The following is an 11,624-nucleotide window of genomic DNA, read 5'->3' on the forward strand; positions in this document are numbered from 1 at the left end:
ACCTCGTCCGAGATGGACGGGGTATCAACATATCTGGCGTTGACTTTTGGCACGCTGTTGAGTTCTCAAGGAACGGAAGCTTCCTTCGAGACCGTTTCACCGGCCCCTCCGGGCTTTCCCTTCGTTGTCTCCAACCTTACCAGATCCGTTTCGCGTTTCCGCTCTTCGTTTCCGGCCCCCTGTTGGAGCGGGGTTTTGTCTTCCGGCTTTCGCCTTTCGACGTTTCCGACTTTATCAGACTCTTTCGTGTCCGATTCCCGCCGGCGGGATTTACCTCTACGAGTAGCGACGCAAAAGACCACTCAGAATCTTGATTCTGAGAGGTTCGAAGCGATCGATAGTCAGTCGAAGTGGGCTAGATCCTAGCCGCTGGCCTCGAACAATGTCCAGTTCGTGGCAACTGCTCAAATCTACCTCCCCGCTCCACCCATGTCAACAGGCTTCTTGGGGCGGAGAGGAGACTAGCAGGTCAGCGAGGTCGGATGCACATCGACGGCGTACGCCGTCCGGGTCATGCCGCGGTGGGCAGGGTGTCGCTGCGGTCGGCACGCTCCAGGTCACCCGTCTCACCGTCGAGCGCGGCGCGGCGTCCGACGACGTACACGTACGCGAGGAAGAGCAGCTCCACGGCGACGCCTATGCCGATGCGAGCCCAGGTGGGGAGGTGGGAGGGCGTGACGAAGGCTTCGATGGCGCCGGAGACAAGGAGGACGGCGGTGAGGCCGATGGCCATGCCGATGGCGGCGCGGCCTTCTTCGGCGAGTGCCGTGCGGCGGAGGCGGGGGCCGGGGTCGATGACGGTCCAGCCGAGGCGGAGGCCCGTGCCTGCGGCGACGAAGACGGCGGTGAGTTCGAGGAGACCATGCGGGAGGAGCAGGCCGAGGAAGGTGTCCAGGCGGCCGGCGGAACCCATGAGGCCGAGGCCGAGCCCGAGATTGAGCATGTTCTCGAACAGGACGTAGAGGACGGGGAGCCCCAGGAAGGCGCCGAGGACCAGGCAGTAGCCCGCGGCCGCGGCGTTGTTCGTCCAGACCTGGGCCGCGAAGGAGGCGGCGGGGTGGCTGGAGTAGTAGCTCTCGTACGCCCCGCCGGGGCGGGTCATGGCGTGCAGTTCCTCCGGTGCGGCGATGGCCGACTGGACCTCGGGGTGGGTGGCGATCCACCAGCCGATGAGGGCGGCGACCGCGGTGGAGATCAGCGCTGTGGGGACCCACCAGTGGCGTGAGCGGTAGACCGCCGCGGGGAAGACGCGGGTGAAGAAGAGGGCGGCGTCGCGCCAGCTGGGAGTGCGGGCTCCGGTGACGGCGCTGCGGGCGCGCGCGACAAGGGTGGTGAGACGTCCGACGAGCGCGGGGTCGGGGGTGCTGGACTGGACGAGGGAGAGGTGGGTGGCGGCGCGTTGGTAGAGGGTGACGAGTTCGTCGGCTTCCTCCCCGGTCAGGCGCCCGTGCCGGCGCAGCAGGGTGTCGAGCCGGTCCCACTCGTGGCTGTGGGCGGCTGCGAAGACGTCGAGGTCCATGGGCGCTGCTCCTGGCTGGCCGGGAGGTCCCAGCTTGGCAGACCGGGCAGACTGGGCGCTCCGGGTCCGGGGTGGGCAGGAGGAGGGTTCCCGTATGAGTGAGATGCGTACGGCGGGCGGTGCCGGTCGGCTGGTGACGGGCGAGGCGGTGGAGCTGGGGCTGCACCCGGCGAAGCTGCCGAGCCGGGTGCTGGCCGCGTCGCTGGACGCCGTCGTGTACATCGGCGGTTATCTGATCGTCTCGATCCTGCTGATGGTCGCGACGGCGTCGATGGACGATGCCATGGTCATGGCGGTGTACGTGACCTCGCTGGTGCTGGTGCTGTTCGGGGTGCCGATCGCGGTGGAGACGCTGACCCGGGGGCGGTCGCTGGGGAAGCTCGCGTGCGGGTTGCGGGTGGTGCGGGACGACGGTGGGCCGATCCGGTTCCGGCACGCGCTGGTGCGCGGGGCGGTGGGGGTGGTCGAGATCCAGATGTTCCTGGGGGTGATCGCCTGTATCGCCTCGCTGGTGTCGGCGCGTGGGCGGCGGATCGGGGATGTCTTCGCGGGGACGCTGGTGGTGCGGGAGCGGATTCCGGTGCCGCGGGCCCAGCGACCGATGCCGCCCGCGCCGCCGTGGTTGTCGGGGCAGTTGGCGGGGGTGGATCTGTCGGCGGTGCCGGAGGGGCTGTGGCTGGCGGTGCGGCAGTACCTGTCGCGGGTGCACCAGCTGGATCCGCAGGTGGGCTGGTCGATGGCGGAACGGCTGGCGTCGGATGTGATGGCGTGCACGGGGGTGCCGGTGCCGGACGGGACGCCGCCGGCGGCGTTCCTGGCGGCTGTGGTGGCGGAGCGGCAGGCACGGGACGCGCGCAGGGTCTTCGGGGCCCCGGTCGGTGCGGCCCCGGCCGACGGGACTTCGGTCGGCGGGGCGCTGGAGCCGGGGGCCCTCGGGGTCGCGGGGCGGGGGCAGGCGCCGGGGCTGTCGTCGGCGGGCTGGGCGGCGCCGGGGGCGGACGGCGGGGTGCGGGTGGACGGCGGAGGCCGTGCGGGCGCCGTGTCGCCGGCGTACGCGAAGGAGTCTTCGGGAGCGCCGGTGCCGCCGGCCTCGTCGTCGACGGGGTTCGCGCCTCCGGCCTGATGGGCCGGGTTCCGCCCTGGGCTCAGTCCGTCGCCGGGAACCGGGACGGGGGTGACTCGAGGTCCTCGAGTTCGATGCCCGGGGCGGACAGGACGACGTCGCCGGCGATGTGGACGGTGTGCTGTTCACCGGTCTCCAGGTCGTTGACCTGGTATTCGTCCACGATCAGGGGGGCGTTGTCGGTGGGGTGTGCTTCGCTTTTCAGCAGGGCCCACGACTGGTCGAGGGTGCGGGGTGCGAGCACGGGGGGCTGGAATGCGACGAGGCGTACGCGGGTGGCCGGGGAGCCGGGCCGCAGGCGGAGCAGCCGAGCGGTGGCGATGTAGAACGCGGGTGACGCGCCGGTGAAGCCGTGGGCGGGGACGTTGCCCTCCTGAGCGTGTTCGCCGGAGGGGTCGGTGCGTACCCAGGTGACGCCTTCGAGGGCGGCGCCGCGGACCTGCCAGCTCGCGGCGTGCAGTTCCAGGCGGATGGGGCGGCCGAGTTCGTCGACGGTGAGGTCGACGGAGCCGGCGTGGCTGCCGTCGGGGTGGGTGTTCTGTGCGGTGTAGCGCCAGCCGGTGGGGCCGGTGGCGCAGTGGAAGTGTTCTTCGCCGAGGGGGGTGTGGTCGTGGGTGTCGTGGAACGAGTAGCGGCCGCGGGGCATGGTTCGACCTTACAAAGCGGGTGGGGGCCCGACGGGGCAGGCCCCCGCCGGGGGCGGGGGCCTGCGGGGTGGCTCCTGTGGTGCCGGTGGGGCCGGTGGCGCGCTCTCGCGCGGGCGGCCCGGGCGGCGTCAGTAGCGGTAGTGGTCCGGCTTGTACGGGCCCTCGACCGGGACGCCGATGTAGGCGGCCTGCTCGGGGCGCAGGGTGGTGAGCTTGACGCCGAGGGCGTCGAGGTGGAGCCGGGCGACCTTCTCGTCGAGGTGCTTGGGCAGGACGTAGACGCCGATCGGGTACTCCTCGGGCTTGGTGAACAGCTCGATCTGGGCCAGGGTCTGGTCCGAGAAGGAGTTGGACATCACGAACGAGGGGTGGCCGGTGGCGTTGCCCAGGTTGAGCAGGCGGCCCTCGGACAGGACGATGAGGACCTTGCCGTCGGGGAAGGTCCAGGTGTGGACCTGGGGCTTGACCTCGTCCTTGACGATGCCGGGGATCTTGGCGAGGCCGGCCATGTCGATCTCGTTGTCGAAGTGGCCGATGTTGCCGACGATCGCCTGGTGCTTCATGCGCTGCATGTGCTCGGCGAGGATGATGTCGCGGTTGCCGGTGGTGGTGACGAAGATGTCGGCGATCTCGACGACGTCCTCGAGCGTGGTGACCTGGTAGCCGTCCATCGCGGCCTGGAGGGCGTTGATGGGGTCGATCTCGGTGACGATGACGCGGGCGCCCTGGCCGCGAAGCGACTCGGCGCAGCCCTTGCCGACGTCGCCGTAGCCGCAGACGACGGCGACCTTGCCGCCGATGAGGACGTCGGTGGCGCGGTTGATGCCGTCGATGAGGGAGTGGCGGCAGCCGTACTTGTTGTCGAACTTCGACTTGGTGACGGCGTCGTTGACGTTGATCGCCGGGAAGAGCAGGGTGCCGTCGCGCTGCATCTCGTACAGGCGGTGGACGCCGGTGGTGGTCTCCTCGGTGACGCCGCGGATCTCGGAGGAGAGCTGGGTCCACTTCTGGGGGTTCTCGCCGAGGGTGCGGTTGAGGAGCAGCAGGATCTGCTCGTACTCCTCGCTGTCGGCGGTGGAGGGGTCGGGGGCCTGGCCGGCCTTCTCGAACTCGACGCCCTTGTGCACCAGGAGGGTGGCGTCACCGCCGTCGTCGAGGATCATGTTCGGGCCGCCGGTGGGCGAGTCGGGCCAGGTGAGGGCCTGCTCCGTGCACCACCAGTATTCCTCGAGGGTCTCGCCCTTCCAGGCGAAGACGGGGATGCCCTGCGGATTCTCGGGGGTGCCGTGGGGGCCGACGGCGATGGCGGCGGCGGCGTGGTCCTGCGTGGAGAAGATGTTGCAGGAGGCCCAGCGGACCTGGGCGCCGAGGGCGGCGAGGGTCTCGATGAGGACGGCGGTCTGCACGGTCATGTGCAGCGAGCCGGTGATGCGGGCGCCGGCCAGCGGCTGGGAGGCCGCGTACTCCTCGCGGATGGCCATGAGGCCGGGCATCTCGTGCTCGGCGAGGGTGATCTCCTTGCGGCCGAAGGTGGCCAGGGAGAGGTCTGCGACCTTGAAGTCGTTGTTGACGGGGGACATGCAGTCTCCTCGTGGGGTGCTTCGAGAGCGGACATCGGCTTTCCGCTGCGGGGCGTGGGGAGGCATGCGGACATACGTCTCCCTCGACCGCAGCTCAGCCCGTCGGAGGCCCTCTCTCCCTCGGCCGGTCCGGTGTACGGACCGCCCGACCGCCATCAGCAGCGACGTCTGGCTAGGGACGAATCTACACCGAGGGGCCGGGCGGGTCCGGAAGGTGCGTGGAGGTCGTGTGAAGGGGTTCAGTCCGTCGCGGTGGCCGTGGAGGCGGTGGGAGCGGCGGCCTGCTCGCGGTAGATGTCCGGTTCGAGGTAGATGACGCGCGCGATGGGCTCGGCCTCGCGGATGCGGGCCTCGGCGGCGTCGATGGCGCGGGCGACCTCGGCGGCGGTGTCGTCGTGCTGGACGGCGATCTTGGCGGCGACGAGGAGCTCGTCGGGGCCGAGGTGGAGGGTGCGCATGTGGATCACGCGGGTGACGGTGTCTCCGTCGACGATGGCCTCGCGGATGCGGGCGACGACCTCGGGGCCGGCGGCCTCGCCCAGGAGCAGCGACTTGGTCTCGGAGGCGAGGACGAGCGCGATGACGACGAGGAGGGTGCCGATGCAGAGGGTGCCGATGCCGTCCCAGATGCCGTCGCCGGTGAGCAGGGCCAGGCCGACGCCGGCGAGGGCGAGCACGAGGCCGACGAGGGCCCCGAAGTCCTCCAGGAGGACGACGGGGAGCTCGGGGGCCTTGGCGGTGCGGACGAACTGGCTCCAGCTCTGCCTGCCGCGCACCTCGTTGGATTCCTTGATGGCGGTGCGGAAGGAGAAGCCCTCGGCGATGATCGCGAAGACGAGGACGCCGATGGGCCAGTACCAGTGCTCGACCTGGTGGGGGTGCTTGACCTTCTCGTAGCCCTCGTAGAGGGCGAAGACGCCACCGATGGTGAACAGCACGATGGAGACGAGGAAGCCGTAGATGTACCGCTCACGGCCGTAGCCGAAGGGGTGTTCCTCGGTGGCCTTCTTCTGCGCTTTCTTGCCACCGAGCAGGAGGAGCGCCTGGTTGCCCGAGTCGGCCACCGAGTGCACGCCTTCGGCGAGCATGGACGAGGAGCCGCTGAAGGCGAACGCCACGAACTTGCTCACCGCGATGGCGAGGTTGGCGCCCAATGCGGCGACGATCGCCTTGGTTCCGCCTGACGCGCTCATAGGTGCTGGTGGTCCCTTCCATCGGCCCTGGTCTTTGCCCGGTCTTTACGGCGTTACGGCGGGACATTCTTGCAGGCCGTGATTCAGGCGGTGCGTCAGGCCACCACGGTGGCGCGGAAGACGGTTCCCTCGCCGCTGAGTTCGACCTGTTCGCCCGCGGGGACGTAGGCGGACTGGCCGCGGGTGAGGGTGAGTTTCGGGGCCGCCGGGTCGCCGGGCGTGCGCAGGGTGGCGGTGCCGTCGGTGCAGAGCAGGATCTGGGCGGTGCGGTCGTGGGGGGTGCGGGGGGCGGCGCCGGCGGCGAGGGAGTAGCGGGAGAGCCGGAATTCGTCGATGGGGGTGCCGTAGAGCTCCTCGCCGTCGGGGGACGCCTCGGGGCGCAGGACTCCTGCGTCGCCGGCCTGGAAGCGGACGATGCGCAGCAGTTCGGGGATGTCGACGTGCTTGGGGGTGAGGCCGCAGCGCAGGACGTTGTCGGAGTTGGCCATGATCTCGACGCCGAGGCCGCTGAGGTAGGCGTGGGGTATGCCCGCGCCGAGGAAGAGCGCCTCACCGGGCTGGAGGCGTACGTGGTTGAGGAGCATGGCGGCGATGACGCCGGGGTCGCCGGGGTAGGCGTGTGCGATGGCCGCGTAGGCGGCGTAGGCGTCGGCGTGCGGTCCGCCCTCGGTGGCGAGGCGGCCGGCGGCCTCGCCGGCTTCGTCCACGGCGCCGGCGATGGCCTCGGGTTCGGCGCCGAGCACGGCGGTGAGCACCTCGCGCAGGGCGGCGTCCTCGGGGTGGGCGCGCAGGATGTCTGTGTACGGCTTGAGGGAGTCGACGCCGAGGCCGCTGATGAGGGCGGCGGTCTCCTCGGGGTGCCGGAAGCCGCACAGGCCCTCGAAGGGGGTGAGCGCGACGATCATCTCCGGCTTGTGGTTGGCGTCCTTGTAGTTGCGGTGCGGGGCGTCGACGGGGATGCCGCGGGCCTCTTCGTCGGCGAAGCCGGCGGCGGCCTGGGCGAGGTCGGGGTGCACCTGCAGGGAGAGCGGGGAGCCGGCGGCCAGGAGCTTGAGCAGGAAGGGCAGCCGGGGGCCGAAGCGTTCGACGGCGGCGGTGCCGAGTTCGCCGGCCGGGTCGGCGGCGATGACCTGGTCGAGCGGGACCGGACCGTTGCCGCGGTCGACGCGGGAGGGGGCGCCGGGGTGGGCACCCATCCACAGTTCGGCCTGCGGCTCGCCCGTGGGGGTGGTGCCGAGCAGTTCGGGGATCGCGGTGGTGGAACCCCAGGCGTACGGGCGAATGGTGTTGGTCAGCCGATCCATGCGGTCATGATCTCCCGGTGGAGGTGATGGCGAGGTAAACGGAGGCGAAATCCGTGACGGCGAGGAGTTCGACGGCGGCTTCCAGGCTGCTGCCCTCGGCCGCGGCGAGTTCGCTGAGCGGGGTGTCGTGGGTCGCGGTGAGTTCGCGTGCCGCGGCGACGGAGCTGTGGGCGCCGTTGCCGAGGTGGTTCAGCAGCACGATGCGCAGTCGCAGGGCTTCGGGCTCCTCGACGCGGTCCCGGAAGAAGTCGTCGGGGTCGAGGGCGCCGGCGAAGGCGCCGGCGAGCAGCGCGGTGTGTGTGTCGAGGGCCTGGGGGAGTTCTCCGCACAGGGCGGGGCGGCCGGCGCGGGAGGCGATCGTGGAGGCGAAGCGGCGGGCCGCGACGGCGGCCACGGGGCCTTCGCTCCACAAGACGGGCAGAGTCTCGGCGAGTTCCGAGGCCAGGGTCTTGGCGGGATTGCTGTAGGTGGCGATGGCGGGGCCGCAGCGTGCGGCGACCTCGTCGAGTCGGTCGGCGACGCGTTCGACGGCGTCGGGCGGGGCGGCCAGCAGGCCGATCCGGTCGCCGAGGGCGAGCAGCGGGGTGAGCAGGGCCCAGAAGGCGCCCAGGTCTTCGGCGGGGTCGGCGGCCTCCCCCAGGACGCCTGCGACGGCGCCGGGGTCGGGTGGCGGGGCGTAGGGAAGGACCATGCCGCGCACCTGCTGGATCGCCTCGGCGATGGGTGAGCCGGGGGGGACGACCGCGGCCGCTGTGCAGCCCCGGCGGTAGGCCTGCTCGATGAGGTCGGCGAGGCCGGCCTCCGTGCCCACCGGGCTGGCGATGAGCAGCAGGTCCAGCGGGCCGGCCCAGCCGGGGAGGGTCCACCGCAGGTCGTACGGGGCGGGGCCGGTGGGATGCAGGGGCAGGACGGGGCCGCTGCCGTTGCCGAGGGCGGCCAGCAGTTCGGCGACGGTGGCGGCGGTGGCTGCGCCGGGGCCGGCGACCAGGACGCTGCGGGGCCGGCCGTCCGGCTTCAGTTCGCCGACGCCCGCCTCCTGGGCGAGGCGTGCGGCGGTGCGGACTCGGGCGCCGGCGGCGGCGACCCCGAGGAGGAGGCCGCGGGTGTCGGCGCGGGCGAGGGCGTCGGGGTCGTCGAGCTGCGTCTCGTCCAGCATCGGGAGGTGACCTCCGGTCCGGTTCTGTCGGTTGTCGCGGGGCGCCGTGCGCTGCGGTGTCGTTCGGGGCGCGCTACGCCGGGCGGCGGGCCTCGTCGACGAGCAGGACGGGGATGTCGTCGCGCACGGGGTAGGCCAGGCCGCAGTCGGCGGAGGTGCAGGTGAGCTCGGTGGCCTCGATGTCCTCGCGGAGGGGGGCGTGGCAGGCGGGGCAGGCGAGGATTTCCAGGAGGCTGGCTTCGACGAGCGGCATGGGTCGCGTCTTCCCTTGTGGTGGTCTCTTCCGGGCGTCCGCCGTGTACGGGCGTGCGCGTTCGGACCGGCGGTTTCAGCCTATCGCCGGGGGGCGGGGCGCGCGTGACCGTGTCGGGCGCTTCCCGGGCCCCGGGGGACGGTGTCCGCGTCCCGGCCGGAGGAGGCGGGCGGTGCCTCCTCCGGCCGGGGGCCGTCAGGCACGGACGATGGAGAGGACCTCGTCGCGGACCGCGGTCACGAGGTCGGTGTCGCGGGCCTCGACGTTGAGGCGGAGCAGGGGCTCGGTGTTGGAGGGGCGGAGGTTGAACCACCAGCCGTCGCCGGTGACCGTGAGGCCGTCGAGTTCGTCGATGCCGACGCCGGGGCGGTCGGCGAAGGCCGTGCGAACGGCGGCGGTGCGGACGGCCTGGTCGTCGACGGCGGTGTTGATCTCGCCGGAGGCGGCGTAGCGGTCGTACTCGGCGACGAGCGCGGACAGCGGGCCGTCCTGGCCGCCGAGGGCGGCGAGGACGTGGAGCGCGGCGAGCATGCCGGTGTCGGCGTTCCAGAAGTCGCGGAAGTAGTAGTGCGCGGAGTGCTCGCCGCCGAAGACGGCGCCGGTGCGGGCCATCTCCTGCTTGATGAAGGAGTGGCCGACGCGGGTGCGGACCGGCGTGCCGCCGTGCTCCCTGACGACCTCGGGCACCGACCACGAGGTGATCAGGTTGTGGATGACGGTGGAACCGGGGTGCTTGGCCAGCTCGCGGGCGGCGACGAGGGCGGTGATCGCGGAGGGGGAGACGGGCTCGCCGCGCTCGTCGACAACGAAGCAGCGGTCGGCGTCGCCGTCGAAGGCGATGCCGATGTCGGCGCCGGTCTCGCGGACCTTCTCCTGCAGGTCGACGATGTTCTTGGGGTCGAGGGGGTTGGCCTCGTGGTTGGGGAAGGTGCCGTCGAGCTCGAAGTACATCGGGACGAGGTCGAGGGGCAGCCCGTCGAAGACGGTGGGGACGGTGTGCCCGCCCATGCCGTTGCCGGCGTCGACGACGACCTTCAGGTGCCTGATCGAGCTCAGGTCGACGAGGGTGCGCAGGTGGGTGGCGTAGTCGGCGAGCAGGTCCCGCTGGGTGATCTCCCCGGGGGCGGCGTCGCTCGCCGGGAGGCCCGTGTCGGACCACTCCTCGACGAGCTCGCGGATCTCGGCGAGGCCGGTGTTCTGGCCGACCGGGGCGGCGCCCGCGCGGCACATCTTGATGCCGTTGTACCGGGCCGGGTTGTGGCTGGCGGTGAACATCGCGCCGGGGAGGTCCAGCTTGCCGCTGGCGAAGTAGAGCTGGTCGGTGGAGCACAGCCCGATCTCGGTGACGCTCGCGCCGCGGGACGCCGCGCCGCGGGCGAAGGCCCGGGACAGGCCGGGCGAGGAGGGCCGCATGTCGTGGCCCGTCACGATGGCGTCTGCGCCGGTCACCGTGACGAAGGCCGCGCCGAAGAGTTCGGCGAGCGGCTCGCCCCATTGGTCGGGGACGACTCCGCGGACGTCGTACGCCTTCACGAGTTGGGAGAGGTCGGTCACCGTATGTGCTCCGCTCTGAATCCGGTTGTCGGTGGATGAATCGTCGACAAGGCCAACCTACCCGGCGGATCCGAACGAGAGCGGATGAGGATCCCTGGTGGCGGGGTCAGGACTCCGGGGAGCGCAGGACGCGCAGGTGGCCGCGGCGGGTGATCTCCATGGGGCCGCCCCTGCCGTTCGTGCCGGTGCCGTCGCGCTCCTGGGGCCGGGCGGCCTCGCGCACGGCGTTGGCGAGCGCTTCGAGGTCGTCGCCGCTGGGGCGGGCGGGTCCGGTGTCCGTGGCGAGCCGTACGACCTCCCAGCCGCGGGGGGCGGTGAGGCGCTCGGAGTGCTCGGAGCACAGGTCGTAGCAGTGGGGCTCGGCGTAGGTGGCGAGCGGCCCGAGAACGGCGGTGGAGTCCGCGTAGACGTACGTCAGCGTCGCGACGGCGGGACGGCCACACGCGGTGCGCGAACAGCGACGTACAAGGCTCACGACGTTGGACGGTACCGCACTCTTGAGCGGGCCGCGACGACTCCCCAGGAGCTCACCCCGTCGTGTCGTCCGGGTTGGCCGGTAAGGTCCGACCTGCGGTCAACTCACCTGACCTGCAAAGGTCCGGAAATGTACGGCCGTCCCGGCGAGGACACCGATCACCAAGCGACGCAAATGATGCCAATTGCGATCGGTGAAGCGGTCAGGGCACAGGAAATGTCCGGACGACAGGGGCGGCCGACCGTACATTCTGCGACATCACGGGGGATGTCCGGTCCTGGTCCCCCGTGATGGTGGCAGCGGTCACGGACCCGCATACCCGGGGCTCCCGACGGCTACTCTCAGAGGTGATGGACACCCCTTCGCCCGCACCGCGCCAGCGCCGCCGCGACCGACACGGCCGTGGCATGCGCGGCCCGATCGCGCCCCCGCAGGTGCCACTGGCCCGCAGCCGCGCCGACGCCTTCGACGACCTGGTACGCGACGCGGCGGACCGGCTCGAACGGCGGTGGCCGCAGCTGGCGGAGGTGGAGTTCGCCGTGCAGGAGGTGCCCTGGCCCGCGGACGGCGTCGACGGTGCCGCGGCCGACGGCCCGCTCGACGACGCGGTGCCGCTGGGGCGGCTCGTCGGCGGGCACAAGGGCAGCCCGCACCGCATCGTGGTGTACCGGCGGCCAGTGGAGATCCGGGCCAAGAACCGCGAGGAGCGGGCGCTGCTGGTGCACGACGTGGTCGTGGAGCAGGTGGCGGAGCTGCTGGGGCTGTCCCCGGAGAACGTGGATCCCCGGTACGGGGAGGGTTAGCCCCCCGTACCGGTAAG

11 protein-coding genes are annotated in these 11,624 nt (G+C 71.6%); 2 read left to right on the forward strand and 9 right to left on the reverse strand.

Features of this window, described 5'->3' with window-relative positions; translation table 11 throughout:
• Positions 1–511: 511 nt before the first annotated feature.
• On the reverse strand, positions 512–1,519 hold the full coding sequence (locus tag ACWDAS_RS16365) for a stage II sporulation protein M (RefSeq protein WP_450390674.1): 1,008 nt from the start codon (positions 1,517–1,519) through the stop codon (positions 512–514).
• A gap of 94 nt (positions 1,520–1,613) precedes the next feature.
• Here ACWDAS_RS16365 and ACWDAS_RS16370 point away from each other — a divergent pair, with 94 nt between their 5' ends.
• On the forward strand, positions 1,614–2,642 hold the full coding sequence (locus ACWDAS_RS16370; protein WP_450390676.1) for an RDD family protein: 1,029 nt from the start codon (positions 1,614–1,616) through the stop codon (positions 2,640–2,642).
• A gap of 22 nt (positions 2,643–2,664) precedes the next feature.
• Here the strand turns inward: ACWDAS_RS16370 and ACWDAS_RS16375 are convergent, their stop codons facing one another.
• The 8 genes from ACWDAS_RS16375 to ACWDAS_RS16410 all read right to left on the reverse strand — a co-directional run bounded on the left by ACWDAS_RS16375 (position 2,665) and on the right by ACWDAS_RS16410 (position 10,852).
• A complete protein-coding gene (locus ACWDAS_RS16375) occupies positions 2,665–3,288 on the reverse strand; it encodes a hypothetical protein (RefSeq protein ID WP_450390679.1) in 624 nt (207 codons plus the stop codon).
• Between the two features lie 129 nt (positions 3,289–3,417).
• Positions 3,418–4,869: an adenosylhomocysteinase gene (gene ahcY / locus ACWDAS_RS16380; protein WP_450390682.1), complete on the reverse strand. Its 1,452-nt coding sequence runs from the start codon at positions 4,867–4,869 to the stop codon at positions 3,418–3,420.
• A gap of 239 nt (positions 4,870–5,108) precedes the next feature.
• Entirely contained in the window at positions 5,109–6,062 is a 954-nt protein-coding gene (locus ACWDAS_RS16385; RefSeq protein WP_450390684.1) for a cation diffusion facilitator family transporter, read from the reverse strand.
• A gap of 95 nt (positions 6,063–6,157) precedes the next feature.
• A complete protein-coding gene (gene manA / locus ACWDAS_RS16390; RefSeq protein WP_450390687.1) occupies positions 6,158–7,366 on the reverse strand; it encodes a mannose-6-phosphate isomerase, class I in 1,209 nt (402 codons plus the stop codon).
• 4 nt (positions 7,367–7,370) lie between these two features.
• Positions 7,371–8,522: an SIS domain-containing protein gene (locus tag ACWDAS_RS16395; RefSeq protein WP_450390689.1), complete on the reverse strand. Its 1,152-nt coding sequence runs from the start codon at positions 8,520–8,522 to the stop codon at positions 7,371–7,373.
• 73 nt (positions 8,523–8,595) lie between these two features.
• Positions 8,596–8,775 carry a Trm112 family protein gene (locus tag ACWDAS_RS16400; protein ID WP_450390692.1) on the reverse strand — a complete coding sequence of 60 codons (180 nt, stop codon included), beginning with the start codon at positions 8,773–8,775 and terminating at the stop codon, positions 8,596–8,598.
• Positions 8,776–8,970: 195 nt separating this feature from the next.
• Positions 8,971–10,329: a phosphomannomutase/phosphoglucomutase gene (locus tag ACWDAS_RS16405; protein ID WP_450390695.1), complete on the reverse strand. Its 1,359-nt coding sequence runs from the start codon at positions 10,327–10,329 to the stop codon at positions 8,971–8,973.
• A gap of 106 nt (positions 10,330–10,435) precedes the next feature.
• The gene (locus tag ACWDAS_RS16410; RefSeq protein WP_450391160.1) at positions 10,436–10,852 is read right to left on the reverse strand and encodes a DUF3499 domain-containing protein; all 417 of its coding nucleotides are present in this window, start codon (positions 10,850–10,852) and stop codon (positions 10,436–10,438) included.
• 302 nt (positions 10,853–11,154) lie between these two features.
• On the opposite strand from ACWDAS_RS16410, the gene ACWDAS_RS16415 reads away from it, so the two are divergent.
• Positions 11,155–11,607: a metallopeptidase family protein gene (locus ACWDAS_RS16415; RefSeq protein WP_450390698.1), complete on the forward strand. Its 453-nt coding sequence runs from the start codon at positions 11,155–11,157 to the stop codon at positions 11,605–11,607.
• The last annotated feature ends 17 nt before the right edge of the window (positions 11,608–11,624 follow it).

Source organism: Streptomyces sp. NPDC001070 (assembly GCF_053598835.1).

What these genes read in the sequence shown, in the direction of transcription:
- ACWDAS_RS16365 (WP_450390674.1), bottom strand. Translation starts at nt 1,519, where the DNA reads ATGGACCTCGACGTCTTCGCAGCCGCCCACAGCCACGAGTGGGACCGG.
- ACWDAS_RS16370 (WP_450390676.1), top strand. Translation starts at nt 1,614, where the DNA reads ATGAGTGAGATGCGTACGGCGGGCGGTGCCGGTCGGCTGGTGACGGGC.
- ACWDAS_RS16375 (WP_450390679.1), bottom strand. Translation starts at nt 3,288, where the DNA reads ATGCCCCGCGGCCGCTACTCGTTCCACGACACCCACGACCACACCCCC.
- ahcY (WP_450390682.1), bottom strand. Translation starts at nt 4,869, where the DNA reads ATGTCCCCCGTCAACAACGACTTCAAGGTCGCAGACCTCTCCCTGGCC.
- ACWDAS_RS16385 (WP_450390684.1), bottom strand. Translation starts at nt 6,062, where the DNA reads ATGAGCGCGTCAGGCGGAACCAAGGCGATCGTCGCCGCATTGGGCGCC.
- manA (WP_450390687.1), bottom strand. Translation starts at nt 7,366, where the DNA reads ATGGATCGGCTGACCAACACCATTCGCCCGTACGCCTGGGGTTCCACC.
- ACWDAS_RS16395 (WP_450390689.1), bottom strand. Translation starts at nt 8,522, where the DNA reads ATGCTGGACGAGACGCAGCTCGACGACCCCGACGCCCTCGCCCGCGCC.
- ACWDAS_RS16400 (WP_450390692.1), bottom strand. Translation starts at nt 8,775, where the DNA reads ATGCCGCTCGTCGAAGCCAGCCTCCTGGAAATCCTCGCCTGCCCCGCC.
- ACWDAS_RS16415 (WP_450390698.1), top strand. Translation starts at nt 11,155, where the DNA reads ATGGACACCCCTTCGCCCGCACCGCGCCAGCGCCGCCGCGACCGACAC.